The sequence below is a fragment of the Petrotoga sp. DB-2 genome, from assembly GCF_054051725.1.
The window spans coordinates 1-21,000 of sequence record NZ_JBSVZD010000033.1; the positions used below are offsets into that span (position 1 = coordinate 1).

A 21,000-nucleotide genomic window follows, 5' to 3' on the forward strand; every position below is an offset into this window, starting at 1 on the left:
TGAGGAGGTAAAAGTACAATATTGAAGGTATTAAAAGTTAGTTACAATACGTGTTTTAGAGTTTCTAAAGACAGTATGATTTTTTGTTTGAAGGAGGAGCCAATTCTTTAATAGCAGATAAGTTACCCACCAAAACATTAAATCAACTGAAGAAATACAACAGGCCCATTTTAAAAACACTTTCTAAAACGATTAGTTTTTTTGATCCAAAAGTCCTTTTTTATAAAGATATTAAAAATGGCGGGATTATAGAAGTTTGGACAAAAAGGCTTCCTATAGAAGTGTTAGCATTTGATGAAAAGGAGCAAATAAGAGATATAAACAATGCCTAATTTTAAAACTCACATATTAAGCGGTATTCTTGGATTTCCTATATTTTTTTTAGTGTTCAATTTTGTTTATAGCCATTTGTTTTACGAGGTTTATTATATTTCCACTGAGATCGTGATTTCCTATTTTCTCTTTGTTGTCGGGAGTGATTTCCCCGACATCGACCACCAAAGCTCTTTCATAAACAGGTTATTGAGGTTGTTTTTAATTTTTGGAAGTGTATACTATCTCTTTGAATATGATTTCTTGTATAAAAAGTATCTACCTTTTTCTTATAACCTTTCGAATTTTATTTTGATAGTTATAGGTACTTTAGTTGGATTACTTTTAGGAATAATTTTTAACAAACTATCCAAACATAGGGGATTGTGGCATTCATTTTTAACGGGTGCTATACTCTCTCTCCTCATTTACTTACTTAATTTAAAATATAGAACCCCTATAAACATACTTTACAGTTTGAGTTACTTTGTAGGTTTCTCGTTGCATATTATTTTAGATAAAAATTTTAAAACAAAATAGGCAAGTAGATATTTATCCTTGCTCTATTTTGTTTTTTTCCTTTCTAAATTTTCAACGGCTAAAGGTTTTTGAAGATAAAGAGGTTCCAAGTTTTTTACTTTTACTCTCTTTCCTTTGATAACTTCTTCAATTAGAGACTTTTCATCAATGTTCGAATAAAATACTTCATTTTCCAGTTTGTATTTGTTTTTAAAATATTCTGCTTCTTCATTTATTAAAATACAATTGTTCAAAGAATCTCTTAAAAACTCTTCAAAGACCATTTGAGGGCCAAAGATTCTTTTCCCATTTTCGTATATAGATGCATATGCGGCATTTTCTCGGGCTCTTTTCAAGACAGCCAACTTTTCTTTCTTAAGATCGGGGTTGTTATTCACGGTGGAACGGTACAAGACATCAGAAGAGAAAAAGGTATAAACTTCTTTTTCTGGGTTATCTATTAAAAGCCCTTGTAAAGTAGAAATAGCTACTCTGATCCCGGTGAACGATCCGGGCCCTATATCTATGCCAAATTCATCTATGTTTTTTATATTTGTTTTTGATTCTTCTGCTACTTCTTTGATCGCGTTAGCGAGGTAATTACCGGATTTATTCTCAGTCAAAGTCCTTGTATAAATATTATTCTTTTCATCTTTTAATACAACGAATATATTTTTTAGAGTAGTTGAAATTACTAAAAAATTCAAGTTATTCACCTTCTTTTGTTTTGTCTTTTAATTTTAAGGCGGTCTTATAAGCGTTGATTGATGCGTTATACTTTCCTGCAACTTCATATGATTTTGCCAAAATTAGAAAAGCCTTATAATCTTCTGGATTTTTTAAAATGAGTTTTTCTGCTAAGTGAGCAGCAAACCTACCTAATTTCAGTGTACATAAAAAGTTGATTTTTGAATACGAGGGGTACAATTCAAAATACAAGAAAATTATAAAAAGAGCACCTAAAATAGAAAGCAGAAAATAGACAAAGATTCTTCTTGCTGATGCTTCTTGTGAGTCTGTTGGTTGTTCTACCAAAGTTGCTGTAACACTTTCTGACACAGCGGGTAAGTTTTCTATTCTGGTAATATGCATTTGCAGTTTCAAAATCTCGGCATTTATTTGTTCACTGAAAGAGAATGATAAGTTTTCAAAGTTTTCATCAACGACCGGTACTTTTTCTTGTATATTTTCTAATTTAGAATTTAAAGCTTTTAATAACGGTAAAAATATGTTGTAAAGTAAATTTTTTTCTATAGTAAGTGACTTTAAATCCTCTCCAACTTTGTATACTTCAGATATAAAAGAAGAGAGTTCCTGTTTCTCGACAAAGAAAACCTGATCGTTCAATAAAGTTAACCTCTGTTTTAAATCAAAATAATTTTTAAGTTGAGAATATGCTACTACAGATTCATTTATTGAATTGTGTTTGTTTAAAAATGTGAGTAATTTATATGCTCCTAGGTACTTATCTTCATCGACTAGATATTTGGATTCAGAAATAAACTTTTCAAACAAGATATAATTATTAGCTGGTACAAAAACTTCAATAAACTTTTCAACATCTTCATCGAAATAAATTGGGGAAGAAAGAGAATTACTTATAGTTGTTTTGATAAATGTTTCATAGGAATTTACTTGCAAATGTTCTTTCAATCCTTCTAATTTATACAAATATTTATAATAAGATTCTTCAAAATTCCCTGTGTTAAATATTTCGTTCAAAATAGGGACAATTTCAGGAAAGATGAACAGAATTTTATTGGTATCTTCCTCTGCAATGGAAAAATTAGTGCCTAATACTCCCAAGTTAATGCAAAAATTTTTTAGGTCTTCAGAAATAATAAAGTTGGCAAAATTATAATTTCTATATTTGTTAAACAAAGAGATTTTAGCTGATATTAACGAACCTGTATCAGTAATTTTAGCATCACTGGGATTTTCTATAATGTACTCTAAAAAATATTCCCATGACAATTCCAGAGTTGCAGGGCTTTTTGAAAGATTTTCTATTTCTTCAAGGGTTAAAGCCCATGAAAAAATAGATAGAGTAGAAAGAAAGATTATCAATAATATATTTTTCACACAAATTGCACCTCTTCTAATTGTATTGATCCAGTCTTCAATATTATACAACAATTTAGCTTTTTTGAATCTTTACAAATCTTTCTTTAATATTTTAGTACTAATAATGTATAATATTTATAAAGAAAAAAATAAGAGAAGGGAGAAATTTAATATGGAAAGTAAATGGAAGGTTTTTTGGGACCCAAAGCGTCCTTGTTATCAAGAAAAAGAAAAAGTTGCAAAAACCTTATCTAAAGCTTTGGGAATTTCCGATTTTTTGGCGAAACTTTTAGTGTCTCGGAATATTGAAACACCAGAAGAAGGAGATAGGTTTTTAAATCATTTGGATTTGGAGAGTTTTGATCCTTATTTGATGAAAGATATGTCAAAAGCCGTAGAAATTCTCAAACAAATCAAAGAAAAAAAGGAAAAAGTGGCGATCTTCGGCGATTACGATGTTGATGGGGTGACTGCGACTTCGGTTTTGTATCTTGGTTTAAAAAAATTGGGTTATGATGTAACTTCTTACATTCCATCTAGAATAGAAGAAGGTTATAGTCTAAACGTTAAGGCTATAGCAGAGTTAAAAGGCAAAAATTATAATAATATTATTACTGTTGATTGTGGTACAACATCCATACAAGAAATTGACTATGCAAAAAGTCTTGGAATGAAAGTTATAGTTACCGATCATCATTTACCTCAAGAAAATCTTCCAAATGCAGATGCGATATTGAACCCAAAAAGAGAAGACGATGAATATCCTTTCAAAGATCTAGCAGGGGTTGGTGTAACTTTTAAATTGCTACAAGCTCTCTACAAAAGTTACGATAATTCTTTAGATCCTTTTGAATATATAGACCTTGTGGCAATGGGTACTATTGCTGATATAGTCTCGATAACCTCAGAAAATAGATACTTGGTTAAGATAGGATTGAACAAATTAAAAACTAATCCAACGAAAGGTTTAAAATATTTACTCGATGAATTGAAGATAGTTGATTCTGAGATAAATTCACGCGCCATCACTTTTAAGATTGCTCCGAAGATAAACGCTGCGGGAAGGATGTCAGACGCACACGCGGCGTTTAAATTGTTGACCGAGAAAGATGAAGAAAAATTAAAAAAAGCGGTTTCAGAATTACTCCGGCTAAATTCAAAAAGGCAAAGTACCGAAAAGGAAATCTATTTATACTCTTTAAGTTTGTTAGATTTGTACCCGGAATATAAGAAGGATCCTGTGTTGGTGTTAAGTGGTGAAGACTGGCATATGGGAGTTCTTGGAATAGTGGCTTCCAAATTGTCAAATCAATTCAATAAACCCGTTTTGATGATATCAAAAAATCAGGAAATGGGTAAAGGATCAGGAAGAAGTCCTCAGGGCATAGATTTAATGGAGCTCCTTCTCAAAGTCAGTGAAAGAGGTATTTTTGAAGAGTTCGGTGGTCATAAGTTTGCCGCAGGTTTTTCCCTTCTTTCAAAAAATATAGAAACTTTAAGAAAGGAGATTAACACCGCTTACAAAGAGTTATACGGTGATAAAAGATTAACCTCTCAAATTGATGTGGATATGGAAATAGAAGGAATATGGGAAACGATGTTTGAAGATATAAACAGGTTAGAACCTTTTGGGTATGGTAATCAGGAACCAGTTTTTTTAATAAGAAACGCTAAACTCGAAAACATAAGTTTCTTTCGCAATGGTTCTCAAAGTTTTTCAGGAACACTCAACAAAGATTCCTTAATCATAGATGTTTTAGGATACGATTTAGGATACAAATTAAGCGAACTAACAGAGAACAACAAAAAAGATCTATTTACAGATCTTGTCGGCACCTTTAGAATAGAGAACTCTTATAATTTAAAAAATAGTTACGTTAAATTTTACTTGCAAGATTTGAAGGTTAATGAGAGAATAAAACAAGAGGAAAATGCAAAATGGAACTTTGCATCTAATATTCTTCAGGATGAGTTGAACAAGATCATGAATGTTGAAATATTAAATGATAATTTAAGTAGAAGTAAGGTAGCAATGTTTCTTCCAAGTAAGATAAAAAATGACTCTTTACTGAAAAAAATTCAACTATCTTTGAAAAAAGATCAAAAGCTGATAATCGTTTCTGCCACAAACAGTTTATTGGAACACATATATAAGATAATAAATACTTATTTTCCAGAGAATTTATTATATTTTAGTAATCAATATACACTCACACCAGAGCATATATCTGATTGTAGAGTGATCTTTGTCACAGTACCCAAGTTTATTAAAAATCGTGAATTGCTTGATTCTATGCAAGCTGAAATTATTATCGATGAACCTTTCTATTCATTATTCCATCCGGTAGTAAGAAAAGTTTCAGAATATCAGCAATTTAGGAAATACGCTCTTCAAAAGCCTGAAATTAGTATTTTTAGTTCTATTTACAGTGAAGAATTAAAAGAAATTTTAAAACGAGCAGGATTTAAAATTCTTATATCTTTCTCTAATAATAATTTTGAAGTGGTGAGGGAAAAAAACAATATTTTGGGGCTTTTGAAGGATTACTCAAATGAAAGAAATGGAAAAGTATTGGTTTTGAATGATTATGAGAGGCAAAAGTCTTTAGTAAGACTGCTAGATGAGAAATTACAAGTTGACGAGAACAATATAAAACTCTTCAACCATTCAATGAGTTTTAGAGAAAAACTTATTTCCAGAGAAAAATTTAAAAATGAGAAAGCTAATTTTTATATAACCTCTTTTTCTAACAACGGTATAGCTTTTGAAGTTAAGCAGTTCTCTCCAATTTTGATAATTGTGGATGTTCCAAAGACGGACATTGAGCTTTTGGACTTGGTTTCTACATGGATGAAAAAAACTCAAAGAACAACTATCATATTGGCTTACAATAATCGGTTCAAAGTTAAATTACTTTACGAATATTCAAGAAAGTATCCATCTTTCAAGGTGTTAAAACTTGTCTATGATTTTATAGCCGACGGTCATTACAAAGTAGAAGAGATAGAAGATTCTCTTTTGAAGGGTGATAAATCGTTATCAGAAACTGTTTTAAACGTGATGGAAGATGCAAAGTTGATAAAGGTAAATGAGGAAGAAGTGGAGATATTGGATAATTTTAATCTAAAAGGTTTACGTGAAAGCTCTAATTTCAAAGAAAATATATTAGATAATTGGATATTAAAAAATTCTATCAATTTCTATGAAAATTTAGATACAAGAGAATTAATTGAATTCTTGAAAGGCAATTCCAAAGCAGGAGCAAGAAGTTTATAAAATGAGTAAAGATATGAGAACAACGTTGGATCTTGATTTAGTTTTAATAAATGAAAATTATCAAATATTAGAAATAAAAGAGATGTTAACGAGGAACGGTGTTTTTTGTAAGATTTTCCCCTCACCCAAGTCTGTTTTACAAGCTTGTGCACCGGTTATTTGCCTTTCCTCTAGAGATAAAGAAAAAGCCATTTATATATTAGATGAAAATGGAGTTAAATATGATTTAGTTAAATTGGAGAAAGATATTATATGGGAACTATTAAGAACTTAAAAATATATGGAATCGATTATGGAACAAGAAAGTGCGGTATAGCTTTTTTAAAACAAGATATAAATATTCCTTTACCAAAGGAGACGATACCGTCAGAAAAACTGTTAGGATATTTGGTTTCGTTGGATTTAAACCATGACGATTTAATCGTGTTTGGATTACCAATTTCCATGTCTGGGAGATATTCAAAACAGAGTTTTTTAAGTATAGATGAAGCTATAAAGATAAAAGAAAGAATAGGATGCAAAATTTACTTTGTGGATGAAAGATTGACCACTTCCTCTTTGTACAGTGAGGTTAAAGGACAAGTGAGCTATAAAAAAGTAAAAAAGACCAAAGATCAAAATAGTAGTGTACTCATTCTATCCAATTTTATTCAAAGCCCAGGAAACGCCATTGCCTTGGAAGAAAGAGAGGTATATAATCTAAAAAAAGATTTTTCAAATTACAAAGATATTTTGATCTGGGATGTTCCGGTTAATAAGGAGTTTGAAAATGTTTCTATCTTTGCAAAAGACCCTTGGATATTTTGGCACTACTACAAAAAAGGATTCGAAAGTACCACTTTGATATCAGACCTAAAAGATTATTATGATTTAATTATAACAACTAAAGAAAACAGAGAGAAAATTCAAGTAAATATTAATTGTAATGAATTGATGTGCCTGTAGCCTAACGGATAAAGCGTTGGACTCCGGATCCAAAGATGCGGGTTCGACTCCCGCCAGGCACATTTTTAATTAGGTAAACCAATTTTGGGGTGGGCAGCGGAACACAGGACCCTAAAATTAAGTTTTAGAAGGGATTTTTAGAAAGCTTCAAAACTAAGATTCTGGTTTTAAAAGGTCACAGGGCGGAGCCCTCCTCTCACCCCGCTAGGCTAGGGATCGCAGGTCCCTTCTTTAAATGGGCGGGCAGAGGGGCCAAAGGAGCGCTAAAGTCGTGATGGAAATATTTTTAAAATTTAAAAATCTCTCTTAAGGGAAAAATAGGAGGTAAATTATGGCAAAATCCGATTTAGGAATAGATTTAGGAACTGCAACCTTTGTAGTATATCAGCGTGGTCAAGGGATTATCCTTGAAGAACCTTCAGTGGTAGCAGTTGATAAGAGTAAAAAAAAGATATTGGCAATAGGAAAAGAAGCAAAAGATATGGTTGGAAAAACTCCTAGTCAAATACAAATTGTTCGGCCCGTGCAGGATGGGGTTATTACGGATCCTAGCATCATAGAGGAAGTATTGAGATATTTCGTCAAAAAAGCCAAATCCAAAGGTTTTAATATGTACAAACCACGATTAATCATAGGGATACCTGCTTTAACTACAGACGTTGAAAGAAGGGCGGTTAAAGAGGCGGGGAGTAGGATTGGCGCTTCTAAAGTATTTCTTATAAGTGAACCTTTAGCTGCTGCTATAGGTAGTGGAATAGATATCACAGAACCTAATGGTCACATGGTAATCGATATAGGAGGAGGTACAACCGACTTAGCGATTTTGAGTTTGGGAGGCTGTGTCATAAGTGAAACGATAAAAGTCGCAGGTGAAGCCATGGATCAAGAAATAATTAAATATACTAAAAGACGATATAAATTCTTGATTGGTGAAACTACCGCTGAAAGGTTGAAAATCGACATAGGCAAGGCTTTTTCTCAAGAAGAAAATCTTGAAATGGAAGTTAAAGGGCAGAACATCAAAACAGGACTTCCTTCGAATTTAAAACTAACTTCGGACGATATTTTCTACGCAATCAAACCAATATTGAATGAAATAATAAATAAAATAAAAAATATTTTAGAAAAAACTCCTCCAGAATTAGCAGCGGATATAATGCAAAATGGACTTATAGTTGTTGGAGGGGTGGCGAGACTAAGAGGATTGGATAAATTAATATCAGAGCAAACTGGCGTAAGAACGTACATTCCGGAAGATCCACATCTTACTTGTGCAAAAGGTACAGGAATTTTGTTGGAAGACATAGAATTATTAAACAAAGTACAAGTAAATTAGAACCATCCACCAGGAGGAAATAAAATGAGAGGAATATACAATGCAACGGCTGGCATGCTCAACTCTTTTGCTGAATTGAACTCTATTTCCAACAATTTGGCTAATCTTAACACTGTAGGTTACAAAAAGGATTTTAACCTATTTAAAAGTGTATACGAAAAAGAGATTAGATCATATCAAAATGCACAAGGAAAAGGCGAACCGATAGGGAACATTTATAGTTCGGTTGTTTTGGACGAGGTAATTCCAAATCTCGAACAAGGATCTTTAATTGAAACAAACGGAAAGTTAGATTTTGCAATAGAAGGCGACGGCTTTTTTAAAATAGAGAGAAACGGTAACTACTTTTACACACGAAATGGTGAATTTTCTTTAAGTCCTGAAAATTATCTTGTCACAAAAAGCGGTGATTACGTGTTAGATGAAGAAAATAACCCTATACGTATAAATCCAGATAATTTTTTTGTGGATGAAGAAGGTAATATATCGGGAACAAACATAAGATTAAACATCCTAAATGTAGAGAATTTGAATAAATATGGTGAAAATTATTTTACGGGTGAAGAGATAGGACAAGCAGATAACTTCTATGTGAGACAAGGATTTCTAGAGGGTTCAAACGTTGATGCCCTAAATGAGATGGTTAAGATGATCGAAGCAAATAGAAAGTTTGATATACTACAAAAAGCTGTATCAACAGGGGATTCACTCAACGCAAAGCTTATTGAAATAACTTCAAACTTTTAACTAATTTAGATAATTATAAAGATTTTTAAATGGAGGGGTAAATCATGTTAGTGTCTTTGTATAATGCTGCAACTGGTATGAATGCTGAACAAAGAAAATTAGATATCATTTCAAACAATCTAGCGAATGTGGATACAACGGGTTATAAAAAGCAAAGAGCTGAATTTCAAGATTTACTATATTCGTCTGTAAAAGAAGCCGGTACTCCAACCGCCCAAGGTTCAACCTTACCAACAGGTCTTTATGTAGGTCATGGCACACGTTTGGCTGCAACAACACGGATCTTCACATTAGGAAACATAGAGCCAACAGACAATTCTACCGATATAGCAATCATGGGAGACGGATTTTTTCAGGTTCAGATGCAAGATGGAAGTATAGCCTATAGTAGAGATGGTTCTTTTAAATTGGATGCCAACGGTAGACTTACTACCAGTGATGGATTGATGGTTATTCCAAATATAGTGATTCCTCAAAATGCTGTCGGAATAAACGTTTCTCCGGATGGAATAGTAAGTGTTTCTTTGGGAGATGGAACGATTCAAAATGTAGGGAATCTCACTACTGTGAGATTTTTAAACCCTGGAGGGTTAAAACCCATAGGTAATAACTTATATTCTGAAACGCCAGCTTCCGGTAATCCAACGGAAGGGATACCTGGCCAAGATGGATTTGGAGCTTTACAACAAGGTTATTTAGAAAAATCCAACGTCGATGTCGTTAAAGAAATGGTAGATATGATAGTTGCACAAAGAGCTTACGACATTAATTCTAAAACTATCACAACCGCTGATGAAATGTTGAGAACCGTTTCAAATGTTAAGAGATAAACCGTAATCTCCCTTGAGTTTTTTGATGGTAGTTGTTAAATGGAAGGGAGTTGATGACTTTGACACGATTAATCAGAATTATATTTTTTTCTATGATGTTGTTTGTATCATCAATTGTTTTTTCGAGCATAGTTTTTACAGTTCCCTCCGTTATATTCAGTGAAGATTGGATTTTTTCTCTTAAAGATATATTCCCTGAAATGAACTCAGATAGGACGATCTCTTATATAGTTAATGAGAAGATAATTTATTCTGAAAAAGAGCTTTCTAAAATTTTGTACGGTTTAATGAGTAGTTATTACAGCGATTTTGACCTTGTTTTTGAAGAAAGTACGGTTACGGTTATATACAAAAAAAATAATAAAGATATAGATGTTCAGTACATTGATTTAGGAATTTTTTTACAGCAAAAGATAAAAGAGTACGACAATTCTTTGACAGTGAATAGTATAAATCTAAAGGTTCTTCCTGAAAAGGTTTTATCGGCAGAAGTAATAAGGATCTTTCAAAGCTACGATAAGTTGTATATAAGTTTGAACGTAAAAGATGACAAAAACAATCAAAAGACACTTACAGTTATTGCTAATGTATCGAAATATGAAGAAGTACTTGTATACTCCAAAGATTTAACCAGAGGAACAATGTTGAATGAAGAATTAACAGAACCAGCTACTAAAAACGTTTTAACCATCAACAATAAACCTGTAGATATAGAATTAATAAGATCTGGAAGTTATGAATTAACCAAAGATGTAAAAAAAGGCGAAATAGTTGATGCAACTTATCTCAGACGTATACCTGACGTTAAAGCTGGAGACATTGTAACGGTTTTGGTAGAATTTGAGGGTATCACGGTTTCTACTTTGGCGAGGGCTATGACAAATGCAAATTTTGGAGATACTTTGAGCGTTAGGAATGTTGAAAACGGGAACATAATAACCGGTAAACTAAAAGAAGGTCCAATACTTCAGGTTAGTTTAGGAGGTTCTCAAAAATGACTGATATAAAGTTATCAAAAGTTTTTATTTTTTTCTTGATTTTTCTAGTTTTAGCGAGCCTTGGTTTCTCTGAATCATTGTGGAATAAGAATGATGAAGAAGGTAATTCTATTTACAACTATAACCAGGATTTTGGGGTAGGAGATGTGGTAACCATCGTCGTTTCTGAAAATCCTTCCCTCTCTTTATCTGAAAGTATGCCTGATTATAAAAAAGCGTCTGTTGATACGGTTAACTCAGTAGTTACAAATATAGGAGGGGTAGATTTATCCAATTTTTTGCCCATAGGGGCTGGAGATCCAACGCAGGTTAGTGTACAAAATGATCAAAAAAGTGCCTCTTCTTCTGCAGAGGTTCAACTATTTGTATCCGCAATAATCCAAGAAGCGGACCAAAATGGACTTTTAAAAATTAGAGGAGAAAAGGAAATTAAGGTGGGTAACAACAGAAATACTATGATTGTTGAAGGCTACGTTTCTCCAAAAAACATTGCAAAAGATGGAACTATTTACTCTTCTAGTTTAGCGAATGCAAAAATTTGGTACGATGGAGATATAGTTTTCCAGCAGGATCCTAGCGAACCATCATGGTTAACGTCTATACTTTCAGGAATAGCAAATATATTCTTTTAGAAGGGAGTCAAAATGAGAAAAAATTTATTTGTCACCTTTTTATTAATTTTAATTATTAATATATATGCCTTTGCTGGAGTTAGAATAAAAGATATATCTAATTTCAGAGGTGCAAGGGACAATCAATTATTTGGAATCGGTTTAGTTACGGGTTTAGATGGTAGCGGTGATTCAGGGGATGTACCCTCTGAGATGATAAACAATATGCTGGCTAATTTTAACATCAATCTTACCTCTTATGTAGAAACAGAAAATACAGCGCTTGTTATGGTCTTTGCTGATATACCTTCTTTTTACAAGGAAGGTATGAGATTAGACGTTACTGTAGCTGCCATAGGAGATTCTGATTCAATTGAAAATGGAGTCTTAATGCAAACACCTCTTTATGGTGCTGATAATAAGGTTTATGCTGTTGCACAAGGGAATGTCTTAACTGGTGGAGCCAATATCCGTTCATCATCTAACCTACAAGACAGATACAAAGTTGTTGGGTATATCCCTGAAGGGGCAATTATAGAGAAAGAAATTCCTGCACAGATTGTAAATGAAAATACGGTAACTATCAACTTGAAACAACCAGATATAACAACATCGGCGAGAGTTGCCAACGCAATAAATTCAACTTTTTCATTAAAAATAGCAAAAGCTCTTGATCCATCTTCGATTAGAATAGAAGTTCCAAAATATTTTGAAGAGGATATCATATCTTTTTTAGCTTTAATTGAAGAGATAGAGATTACTCCCGATGTAAAAGCCAAGATAGTAATCAACGAAAAAACAGGAACAATAGTTCTTGGAGGAGATGTTGAAATAGCAGATTTCACCGTTAGTTATGGTAACTTCAGTGTAAGTGTTGAAAACGGGAAAATAAGTGGAAAACCTGCAACGGTTTCAAATTTGATTACAGCTTTGAAAACGGCTGGAGCAACTCCTCAAGATATAATTGCAATTATTCAAAGCGCTCAAGCTTACATATATGCTGACTTGGTGGTGATGTAAATGGCAAACATAATTGGGCCTGCATTTAATGTATCTGGTATAAATTATAATGAAATAGGCGTAAGAGACGCGACTGAAGCTTTTGTGTCGGATATCTTTGCAAAGATATTGAACTCTGCCCAAGATGATGACCTATTTAAAAAGGATAAATTAATTCCTGAATCAAACGCTGAGAAATGGATTAAAGAATGGATAAATGTTGAATATGCTAATCTATTGACTCAACAAAGTTTAAAGCCATTGGTGAACCAAATTGTTAATTCTTTTCCTCCAGAACGATAAAATTATTTTTCATTTTTTGTGCAAGAATTATTTCTTCTTGTTCTAAAAAGCCTTCTGATATTTCTTCTTTGAAGACTGATTTAAAACCTATTTCAAAAGCTCTGACTATTTCTATCTTTGAAATAGGTTTTTTTAAAATTGTTTCTAAATCGATAGTAGAACTAATTAAATGCCGTTTTATCCAATCAGTATGAGAGTATTTAAAAGAATTAACATAGGTTTCATAATCATGCTTAATTGGAATTGAACCATGTTGGAGAATGAAATTTGCCGTTCTGTATTGGGCACTTCCAATTAGTTTCTTTCCGTTAACTTTCACCTCATAAAATGAAGGGGCGTCATAGCAAAGGTCTTTGGTTACTCCTTCTTTTTTTGACCTTTCAAGATCCGCTTCTATTCCTAATGCGTGTAGTGATCTTATTAATGCTTGAGAGATTTTTAAGTAGCTGGCAAGTAGATTATTTGGTAAGTTTTTGTTGCTAGCAAAAGTTGAAAACGAATAGGTTATTTCATTATTATGTAAAACCGCTCTCCCACCTGAGGGTCTTCTTACAATAGAAATATTGTTACTTTTTATAAACTCCCAGTTTAGGTTGTTCGTTTTTTGATGTTTCCCAAGGGATAAGGTGGGGTATTTCCATTGGTAGATCCTTAAAGTAGAAATTTTTCTAATTGTACTTAGTTTGGCTATGGATATATCCAATGCCATATTCATAGAACCCTCATAAGGCTGATCAACAATTATTTTTATCATTTGATTTCTCCTAAAGGAAATTTTTTTGGAATCCCTACTTGCCTCGGAAAGTTTTGGGGGGTTGTTCCAATTTTTTTAAAAAGTATAAAATACCTTTTCTTCTTGTTTTCTCCAATTTCGTATTCGATTTCTTTAAACTCAGCTATATTCAGCTTTTTCAACACGTTTTGTGTATATTTTTTCTCATTTTTGAAGTATGATGGGCCTTTGAATAGAGATATAAAGCCATTTACTTTCACGAGTGGTGTCAAATATTCTAATGCAATATCACTTCTGGCTAACGCTTTACATGTTGCAAAGTCAAAATATTCTCTATGGGTTTTTGCAAAATCCTCTGCTCTTTCACAGAACAAATAAACGTTAGTTAATTTTAGCTCTTTTATAAAAATTTTCAAAGCCTGTATCTTTTTTGATATGCTGTCTACTAGGTAAAATTCTTTTTCTGGGAAGTATATAGCCCATACTAAACCAGGTATACCTCCGCCGGTTCCTATATCTACAACCCTTTTTGAATTTAGAAAGCTGTCTTCTGCCTCTATAGGAATTATACTGTCTAAAATAAGGTTTTCATAGGCGTCTTTTTCGCTTGCATAAGCGGTTAAATTTACAGGATAGTTAATTAACATATCAATGTATTTATTAATTTTTTCGGCCTTTTCATCCAGTTCTTTCATTGACAAAGCTCTCCTTATATGGTATAATTCTTTTGGGTTGTGCATTTCGTTCATATTGGTGGAGACGTAGCCTAATTGGCTAAGGCGTCGGTCTTGAAAACCGATGGGGTTACACCCCGTGTGGGTTCGAGTCCCACCGTCTCCGCCAGTTTTAAACTTAAAAAACCGCCTTTTGGCGGTTTTTTTTGATAGAGTTAGCTATATCTTTCCAAATCTGTCAAACGGATAAATTCTTAAAAAAGTTGTTCCAATTACGTTCTCAACAGGAACAAATCCAAAAAAGCGGCTATCTTGACTTTCCAATGTATTATCACCCATGAAAAAATAGTATCCTTCTGGAATTTTCACATTTACGAGGCCTTTTTCATCTTTAAATATTAAAGAAGGTAAATCCAATTTTGAAAGTTCGTTTTCATAAAAATCAGTAAATAAGAGTGTATCTCTCATTTCTTTGTACCATTCAATAGTGGGTTTTGCTGGTATCAATCTGCCTGTGAAGTTATCTTTATACATAAAAAATAAATCAGATGTAGCGATTTCATAACTGTATTTATCAGGATAGGCTATATAATCAAAGAATTTAGGATCTTCAAATATTGCATCTCTTAAATAATAAATATTTTCAAATTCAGGTAGTATTTCGCCGTTTATTTCTAGTTTTGAAACCTTGTTTTTTATCTGGGTTGGGATATAATCCACACTTTCATAATAATCAATAATAAAATCTAACCAATCGGGAGTATTTTGAATTTCTCCGTTTTTAATATCTTCCCAAAACGTTTCTTCGACCGGTACCAATCTCAAGGTATCACCCGGTTTCCCCACCAATCTCTTCACATATTTTACATGGCCTTCAAATTTTGCTGGAGCAAAAAAATCCATAAACTTATCAAAAGCACGTAACTGTTGTTGTGCCCTGATATCCACAAAAGGTGTCCAAAAAACCACTATCGAGCCTCTATTTGGTTCAGCAAATTCATAAGTAACTTTTTCTACAAATAACCTGTCGTATACCTGGATTGTTGGAACCATAGAAGGAGTGGGAACCATCATTGTTTCAAACACGTACAGTCTAATAATTGTTCCGAATATTAGTGCATATATTATGGCGTAAATCCAATCTAAGGTTTCATCTTTAATTTTTTTCTTAGTAGCCTCTTTCAAAAGGCTCAATCCTTCCTCTCTTTAATCCTTATTTTTCCTTTAACATCCCTCAGGTAATAAAGTTTAGCCCTTCTAACTTTACCTTTTTTCAAGACCTCTACGCTGCTTATAGATGGAGAATGAAACGGAAAGATTCTTTCAACGCCTATTCTATCCGCACCTATTTTCCTAACAGTGAAAGAACGTCCAAGACCAGCGCCTCTTATTTTTATTACTATTCCTTCAAAGGGTTGGATTCTTTCTCTTTTTCTTTCACCTTCTCCTTCCACAACTTTCACGTTGACTCTTACGGTATCACCTGGTCTAATTTCAGGGATATCTTCTTTTTTATAATTTGTTTCTACTGCATTTATGATTTTGTCCATTTTTTAAACCTCCCAAATATTATTTTTCATAGTGTCTTTAGAAACTTCATTTAGCGCCCCTTCGCCCCGCTCCCCCCCCAGAAGGATGAAAAAGCTTTAACCCTTCACCCCACTCCAAAATCTCTCCAACAGAAGAGTCTAGAAATCAAACAATTTCGCCTATTAATCTATCTAAGGTTATTGCTACCGCTGACCTTACAGAAAGATGATTGAACTCTCCATTAGCTCTAATGGGTTCTAAATCGTAATCAGAAATTTCTCTAATCTCTTCTGGCATTCCCCAACCGGTTCCAAAAAGAATTAAAAAGGGATGATCAGAATCTTTTATCTTATTCTTTAGATCCTCGAAAGAAACAACATTATTTCTTGCTTTAGCAGATGTAAAAACTATCTTTGGACGTTCTCCTTCATTTTTTTCTATTTCTTCGATAACGTCCTCCAGGTAATTTTTTATTTTAAATATTTCAAGCGCTTCTTTTCTGTTGGGATTAAATTCTCCTCCATATCCGTTGAGCCAGTAATCTAAAACCTTTTCTACAATCTTTCGTTGAGCAGGTAAATTAGTTACTAAGAAATAGTTTTTTACGTTATAAGTTTTACAGGTTCTTGAAATATCGTGAACATCAAAATTTGTAACAGCTGTTGAAACAATACTTCCGTCTTTTTTTAGAATAGGATAGTGAATTAAGGCCACATATAGTTTATCAAACATCTTGGGACTCCTTAAAATAATTAGAGTTTTTGTTAAGCATTTCTTGAATAATCTCTACTAAAATCTTTTTTTCTTCTTCATTTAATTCTTTCTTTATAAATAGATCAGGCCTTTTCAATATCGTTTTTAACAAACTGTCTTTTTTTCTAAAGATTCTAATACGCTCATGATCCCCACTTAACAGAATTTCTGGCACTTGCATTCCTCTAAAATCCTGAGGTTTGGTGTAGTGTGAATGGTCTAAAAGCCCATTGTAAAAAGAATCGTTTTCCACACTTGTTTTTGAACCTATTACTCCGGGCAAAAATCTTAAAAGAGTTTCGATAATAACCATGGTAGGGATTTCGCCGCCAGTTAAAACGTAATCTCCTATTGAAACTTCTTTGTCAACGATCTTTTTAACCCTTTCATCTATTCCTTCGTATCTTCCACAGAAAAAAACTAATTCCTCTTTTTTTGCTAACTCAAAAGCTAAATCGTTATTAAATACTTCGCCTTGTGGAGAAGGTAAAACTATATAAGGTTTATGGTTCTTAGATAGTATGTATTCATCGTAAAAACGATAAAAAGGTTCTGCCAGCATAACCATTCCATTTTCTCCACCGTAACCAGGTTTATCAGTTACTTTGTGTTTATCAGTTGCGTAATCTCTTAGATTGAATATATCTATTTCAACTAATTCTTTTTCTATAGCCTTTTTGATTACTCCATAGTTTTTGATAATATCAAACATAGTGGGGAAAATCGTCAAAACACTGATTTTAATCCTTTTGATTTGTTCCATTTTCGTACCACTCTATCTTTTTTACTATAATAATTTTATCTTCTTTTTTTAATTCAACAATGTAATTATCTGTCATTGGTATGAGAACTTCTTTATCATCCTCAACATTTTTTATGGAGATAACATCGTTTGCACCTGTTTGAATTATTTCTTCTACCTTTCCAACGTATTCTCCGTCTTCATAGTAAACCTCAGAATCTAAAATCTCATACCAGTAATATTCGTCGCTTTTAAGAGAAGGAAGATCTTTCTTATCGATAAAAACTTCATAACCTATCATTTTTTTAGCTTCGTCCATGTCCTTTATTCCACGTAAGCTTAATACAAAAAATTTATTTAATGGTTTAACTTGTAATACCTTACTAAAGAAGAAATTTCTGGTTGAGATGTTGTATAAGAGAACTTCTTCTAAGTTCGTTATCACATCTTTTACATTGGTAAAAGGTACTATTTTTACCTCTCCGTGCACTCCATGGCTATTAACGATTTTTGCTACAGAGATTTTGTTGTCCAAAAGATTGGATAAACTGTTCAATTCACTCACCTAATTACTTTTAAAATAAATTTCTTCTCAGGATCTTTTTTTGCTGCATTTAAAAGAATGTTTATGGATTTAATAGTTCTACCGTCTTTTCCAATTATTTGTCCAACATCTTCAGAATTTGCGTATATTTCAAATATTACGTTTTTTTCTTCATTGGATTCAATGATCTTTATTTCATCTGGATGTTTAACGATGTTGTTCAAAATGTCTAAAAGCAGATTTTTCATTCTTTGACTTTTTCTCCTTCTGTTTCAACAATTTTCTCAGAGTTTTTGGTATTCTTTTCTTTTCTAGCTCTAAATTTTATTTCATCATATCTTTTCATGACACCCATTTTTCTAAGAATTCTTCTTGCTGTGTCTGTGGGTTGAGCACCTTTTAAAAGCCAATCTAAAGCTTTATCTTCGTCGACTTTGTACTGATTTGAGTTATTTAGAGGATCATAGTATCCGATTGATTCTATATATTTTCCGCTCCTTTTGTTTCTTGAGTCTACGATAACTATTCTATAAAACGGTTGATGTCGCCTTCCCATCCTGTTCAATCTGATTTTTACCATTAATACACCTCCACATATTTTTAATTATTATTAGTATTTTAAAAAGGTAGATTTTTCATCAGTTTTCTGCCCTTGAGCTTTTTCATTTGCTTCATCGTTTTTTTCAACTGATCGTACGATTTCAAAAGTCTATTGATATCTTGAAGAGTTGTCCCACTTCCCTTTGCTATCCGTTGTTTTCTTGAATAAGTTAGTATTCTAGTGTTTTTACGCTCTTTTGGAGTCATTGAATTAATTATTGCTTCGAATTTTTTTAATTCTTGTTCCCCTTTGGTTACATCCACCTGTTCCTTTGGAACTCCAGGAACCATTTCTAAAAGATTACTGAGAGGCCCTAATTTTCTTATTTGTCGAATTTGCTCGAGAAAATCTTTTAAATCGAACTTTCCATCCATAAACCTTTCCGCATCTTCTTCTGCTTTCTTTTTATCTATATCTTTTTCTACTTTCTCTATGAAAGAAAGTACATCTCCCATTCCCAAAATTCTTCCAACATATCTATCTGGGTAAAACTCTTCCAAATCATCTATCTTCTCACCAACACCGACTAACTTGACAGGTTTTCCCGTTATGTACCTTATAGAAATGATGACCCCGCCACGAGAATCACCATCGAGTTTTGAAACAACAAAACCAGAAAGATCCAATTTATCGTTAAATTCTTTTGCCGAATTGACTGCGTCTTGACCAACCATTGAATCGACGACCATCAAAATTTCATCTGGATTAATTATCTTTTTTATCTTATCTAACTCTTCCATCATCTTTTCATCGATGTGCAAACGACCCGCGGTATCTACAATAACAATATCATGTAAAAGCTTTTCAGCATATTTTTTACTTTCTTCTACAATTTTCAAAGCGTCTACTCTATCACCAGTAAAGACAGGAATACCAATATCCTCACCCAACTGTACAAGTTGATCGATAGCTGCTGGTCTGTAAGTATCAGCAGCAACTAACAAAGGGTTTTTTCCTTTTTTCTTATAAAGATTTGCTAATTTAGCCGCGGTCGTTGTTTTACCGCTTCCTTGTAAACCTGTAAGCATAATAAAACCAGGGTTATGAGAAATAGTAATCTTACTGTTTTCTTTACCGCCCATCAATTCTATTAAATCGTCTCGAACTATTCTGATAAATTCTTGATCAGGAGTTAAGCTTTCAAGAACTTTAGATCCAACCGCTTCTTCCTTAACCCTATCGATCAGTTCTTTAACCACTTTATAATGTACATCCGCTTCCAACAGAGAAAGTTTTACTTCTCTAACAGCGTCTTTTATATTTTTTTCAGATAATTTACCTTTACCTGATAGGTTCTTGAAGACTCCTGTCAACTTTTTTTGTAAATTTTCGAACATTATTTGCTCACCCCATTACTTAATAATCCTTCCTTAGTATACTATAAAAAGAAAGAAATTTGGTAAAAAGTATGAAAAAAGTAAAAGACGAGGTATAATTTAAAGTTACTATTATATTAAATATTTTATAATATAAATAGAAGGACTCTTTTTTTAAGATACATGTCAAACTTCTCTATTCATAAGCATATCACATTATTGTTAACAAATCAATTCACTCTAATTTAAAGAAAAAAACGCTTGATAGATTTCTACTTTTATGTTATAATATTGAAGCAATACGCCTGTAGCTCAATTGGTAGAGCGGCGGTCTCCAAAACCGCAGGTTGGGGGTTCGATTCCCTCCGGGCGTGCCATTCTTTTCTGCCTCCTCTAAGAAACTTATACTGTCTTTAGAAACATTATTCAACACCCCTTTGTCCCGTTTCCCACCCAATAGTAAGAGCAAAAGACTCCCCTATTTCGTTCAGCAGCCCGCACCCAAAGAAATTCTAAAAAGCTCCATTAAATGCACTTAAAATGTCTTTTACTATCTTTCCTTTCCCCATAGTAAAAATATGTACTCCAGGTACTCCAGCTTCTAGAAGTTGCTCAATCAATTTTGTTCCATGCCTTACCCCTATTCTATACTCATCTTGAGATGATTTTGCGTCCTCAAACTCTTCTACAATGGATTTAGGTATATTAACATGAAAAGTTTTGGGGATGTTGTATAATGATTTTTTGCTTCCTAACGGCTTGATGCCAGGGATTATTGGAACCTCTATACCGAGTTCTCGAACTTTATTAACAAAGTTTTTGTAATACTCTATGTCAAAAAACATTTGAGTTATTATGAATTCTGCTCCCATATCGACCTTTAATTTTAAATATTCCAAATCTTTTTCAAAGTTTGGGGATTCAAAATGCTTTTCTGGATATCCTGCAATGCCCACGCAAAAATTTGTGGGATTATGTTCTTTGGTGGGACAAGTGTATATCCCTTTGTTCATATTTGTTATTTGCTCAACTAATTGATTTGCATGTTCGTACTCATCTGTTTCTTTCCATGTGTATCTTTTCTTATCCCCCCTCGTATAATATGTATAGTTATGAAACTTAAAAAATGGTATTAAAAATCTGTCTTTTGATCTTTTTTATTATTT

At 32.9% G+C, this 21,000-nt stretch carries 25 protein-coding genes and 3 tRNA genes; 15 read left to right on the top strand and 13 right to left on the bottom strand.

Annotation, left to right across the window (positions count from 1 at the left end; translation table 11 throughout):
* The first annotated feature begins 83 nt into the window (after window positions 1-83).
* Both ACW9JY_RS09060 and ACW9JY_RS09065 read left to right on the top strand, forming a co-directional pair.
* Window positions 84-332, top strand: coding sequence for a hypothetical protein (locus ACW9JY_RS09060; RefSeq protein ID WP_457284114.1), 249 nt, complete (start codon window positions 84-86; stop codon window positions 330-332).
* Window positions 325-852, top strand: a complete 528-nt coding sequence (locus ACW9JY_RS09065; protein ID WP_457284115.1) for a metal-dependent hydrolase — start codon at window positions 325-327, stop codon at window positions 850-852. The genes ACW9JY_RS09060 and ACW9JY_RS09065 overlap by 8 nt, the downstream gene beginning before the upstream one ends.
* Window positions 853-875: 23 nt before the next feature.
* On the opposite strand, the gene tsaB is transcribed toward ACW9JY_RS09065, so the two are convergent.
* Both tsaB and ACW9JY_RS09075 read right to left on the bottom strand, forming a co-directional pair.
* Complete coding sequence (gene tsaB, locus ACW9JY_RS09070) at window positions 876-1,538, bottom strand: tRNA (adenosine(37)-N6)-threonylcarbamoyltransferase complex dimerization subunit type 1 TsaB (protein ID WP_457284116.1); 663 nt, start codon at window positions 1,536-1,538, stop codon at window positions 876-878.
* A gap of 1 nt (window position 1,539) precedes the next feature.
* Complete coding sequence (locus tag ACW9JY_RS09075) at window positions 1,540-2,913, bottom strand: tetratricopeptide repeat protein (protein WP_457284117.1); 1,374 nt, start codon at window positions 2,911-2,913, stop codon at window positions 1,540-1,542.
* Window positions 2,914-3,067: 154 nt separating this feature from the next.
* Here ACW9JY_RS09075 and recJ point away from each other — a divergent pair, with 154 nt between their 5' ends.
* The 11 genes from recJ (at window position 3,068) to ACW9JY_RS09130 (ending at window position 12,941) form a co-directional block, all read left to right on the top strand.
* Complete coding sequence (gene recJ / locus ACW9JY_RS09080) at window positions 3,068-6,172, top strand: single-stranded-DNA-specific exonuclease RecJ (RefSeq protein ID WP_457284118.1); 3,105 nt, start codon at window positions 3,068-3,070, stop codon at window positions 6,170-6,172.
* Between the two features lies 1 nt (window position 6,173).
* Window positions 6,174-6,446: a putative Se/S carrier-like protein gene (locus ACW9JY_RS09085; RefSeq protein ID WP_457284119.1), complete on the top strand. Its 273-nt coding sequence runs from the start codon at window positions 6,174-6,176 to the stop codon at window positions 6,444-6,446.
* The gene (ruvX, locus tag ACW9JY_RS09090; protein WP_457284120.1) at window positions 6,425-7,117 is read left to right on the top strand and encodes a Holliday junction resolvase RuvX; all 693 of its coding nucleotides are present in this window, start codon (window positions 6,425-6,427) and stop codon (window positions 7,115-7,117) included. The genes ACW9JY_RS09085 and ruvX overlap by 22 nt, the downstream gene beginning before the upstream one ends.
* Window positions 7,108-7,179: transfer RNA gene (locus ACW9JY_RS09095), tRNA-Arg, on the top strand. The genes ruvX and ACW9JY_RS09095 overlap by 10 nt, the downstream gene beginning before the upstream one ends.
* A gap of 269 nt (window positions 7,180-7,448) precedes the next feature.
* A complete protein-coding gene (mreB, locus tag ACW9JY_RS09100) occupies window positions 7,449-8,453 on the top strand; it encodes a rod shape-determining protein MreB (RefSeq protein ID WP_457284121.1) in 1,005 nt (334 codons plus the stop codon).
* 24 nt (window positions 8,454-8,477) lie between these two features.
* Window positions 8,478-9,200 carry a flagellar hook-basal body protein gene (locus ACW9JY_RS09105; protein ID WP_457284122.1) on the top strand — a complete coding sequence of 241 codons (723 nt, stop codon included), beginning with the start codon at window positions 8,478-8,480 and terminating at the stop codon, window positions 9,198-9,200.
* A 44-nt stretch (window positions 9,201-9,244) separates the two neighbouring features.
* Window positions 9,245-10,030, top strand: coding sequence for a flagellar basal-body rod protein FlgG (flgG, locus tag ACW9JY_RS09110; RefSeq protein ID WP_457284123.1), 786 nt, complete (start codon window positions 9,245-9,247; stop codon window positions 10,028-10,030).
* A gap of 53 nt (window positions 10,031-10,083) precedes the next feature.
* Complete coding sequence (gene flgA, locus ACW9JY_RS09115; RefSeq protein WP_457284124.1) at window positions 10,084-11,028, top strand: flagellar basal body P-ring formation chaperone FlgA; 945 nt, start codon at window positions 10,084-10,086, stop codon at window positions 11,026-11,028.
* Complete coding sequence (locus tag ACW9JY_RS09120; protein WP_457284125.1) at window positions 11,025-11,660, top strand: flagellar basal body L-ring protein FlgH; 636 nt, start codon at window positions 11,025-11,027, stop codon at window positions 11,658-11,660. The genes flgA and ACW9JY_RS09120 overlap by 4 nt, the downstream gene beginning before the upstream one ends.
* A 12-nt stretch (window positions 11,661-11,672) precedes the next feature.
* On the top strand, window positions 11,673-12,659 hold the full coding sequence (locus ACW9JY_RS09125; RefSeq protein WP_457284126.1) for a flagellar basal body P-ring protein FlgI: 987 nt from the start codon (window positions 11,673-11,675) through the stop codon (window positions 12,657-12,659).
* Window positions 12,660-12,941 (top strand): hypothetical protein, encoded by a 282-nt coding sequence (locus tag ACW9JY_RS09130; protein ID WP_103076254.1) that lies wholly within the window; start codon window positions 12,660-12,662, stop codon window positions 12,939-12,941.
* On the opposite strand, the gene ACW9JY_RS09135 is transcribed toward ACW9JY_RS09130, so the two are convergent.
* The gene (locus ACW9JY_RS09135) at window positions 12,916-13,695 is read right to left on the bottom strand and encodes a lipoate--protein ligase family protein (protein ID WP_457284127.1); all 780 of its coding nucleotides are present in this window, start codon (window positions 13,693-13,695) and stop codon (window positions 12,916-12,918) included. The genes ACW9JY_RS09130 and ACW9JY_RS09135 overlap by 26 nt on opposite strands.
* The gene (rsmG, locus tag ACW9JY_RS09140; protein ID WP_457284128.1) at window positions 13,692-14,369 is read right to left on the bottom strand and encodes a 16S rRNA (guanine(527)-N(7))-methyltransferase RsmG; all 678 of its coding nucleotides are present in this window, start codon (window positions 14,367-14,369) and stop codon (window positions 13,692-13,694) included. Before rsmG ends, ACW9JY_RS09135 begins: the two co-directional genes overlap by 4 nt.
* 60 nt (window positions 14,370-14,429) lie before the next feature.
* Between rsmG and ACW9JY_RS09145 the strand changes: the two genes are divergently transcribed.
* Window positions 14,430-14,517 (top strand) — tRNA-Ser (locus tag ACW9JY_RS09145).
* Window positions 14,518-14,567: 50 nt separating this feature from the next.
* On the opposite strand, the gene lepB is transcribed toward ACW9JY_RS09145, so the two are convergent.
* The 8 genes from lepB to ffh form a co-directional block, all read right to left on the bottom strand.
* Complete coding sequence (gene lepB / locus ACW9JY_RS09150) at window positions 14,568-15,533, bottom strand: signal peptidase I (RefSeq protein WP_457284132.1); 966 nt, start codon at window positions 15,531-15,533, stop codon at window positions 14,568-14,570.
* Window positions 15,534-15,538: 5 nt separating this feature from the next.
* On the bottom strand, window positions 15,539-15,898 hold the full coding sequence (rplS, locus tag ACW9JY_RS09155) for a 50S ribosomal protein L19 (protein ID WP_457284129.1): 360 nt from the start codon (window positions 15,896-15,898) through the stop codon (window positions 15,539-15,541).
* A 145-nt stretch (window positions 15,899-16,043) separates the two neighbouring features.
* The gene (locus tag ACW9JY_RS09160; RefSeq protein WP_103076249.1) at window positions 16,044-16,610 is read right to left on the bottom strand and encodes an RNA methyltransferase; all 567 of its coding nucleotides are present in this window, start codon (window positions 16,608-16,610) and stop codon (window positions 16,044-16,046) included.
* The gene (gene trmD, locus ACW9JY_RS09165) at window positions 16,603-17,394 is read right to left on the bottom strand and encodes a tRNA (guanosine(37)-N1)-methyltransferase TrmD (protein ID WP_457284130.1); all 792 of its coding nucleotides are present in this window, start codon (window positions 17,392-17,394) and stop codon (window positions 16,603-16,605) included. The genes ACW9JY_RS09160 and trmD overlap by 8 nt, the downstream gene beginning before the upstream one ends.
* Window positions 17,372-17,938, bottom strand: a complete 567-nt coding sequence (gene rimM / locus ACW9JY_RS09170; RefSeq protein WP_457284131.1) for a ribosome maturation factor RimM — start codon at window positions 17,936-17,938, stop codon at window positions 17,372-17,374. Before rimM ends, trmD begins: the two co-directional genes overlap by 23 nt.
* Window positions 17,935-18,165, bottom strand: a complete 231-nt coding sequence (locus ACW9JY_RS09175; protein ID WP_103076246.1) for a KH domain-containing protein — start codon at window positions 18,163-18,165, stop codon at window positions 17,935-17,937. Before ACW9JY_RS09175 ends, rimM begins: the two co-directional genes overlap by 4 nt.
* Window positions 18,162-18,497, bottom strand: coding sequence for a 30S ribosomal protein S16 (rpsP, locus tag ACW9JY_RS09180; protein ID WP_103076245.1), 336 nt, complete (start codon window positions 18,495-18,497; stop codon window positions 18,162-18,164). The genes ACW9JY_RS09175 and rpsP overlap by 4 nt, the downstream gene beginning before the upstream one ends.
* Before the next feature lie 38 nt (window positions 18,498-18,535).
* A complete protein-coding gene (ffh, locus tag ACW9JY_RS09185) occupies window positions 18,536-19,855 on the bottom strand; it encodes a signal recognition particle protein (protein ID WP_103076244.1) in 1,320 nt (439 codons plus the stop codon).
* Window positions 19,856-20,135: 280 nt separating this feature from the next.
* Here ffh and ACW9JY_RS09190 point away from each other — a divergent pair.
* Window positions 20,136-20,211, top strand: a tRNA-Trp gene (locus tag ACW9JY_RS09190).
* Window positions 20,212-20,346: 135 nt separating this feature from the next.
* On the opposite strand, the gene ACW9JY_RS09195 is transcribed toward ACW9JY_RS09190, so the two are convergent.
* Window positions 20,347-20,967: a methylenetetrahydrofolate reductase gene (locus tag ACW9JY_RS09195; protein ID WP_457284133.1), complete on the bottom strand. Its 621-nt coding sequence runs from the start codon at window positions 20,965-20,967 to the stop codon at window positions 20,347-20,349.
* Between the last annotated feature and the right edge of the window lie 33 nt (window positions 20,968-21,000).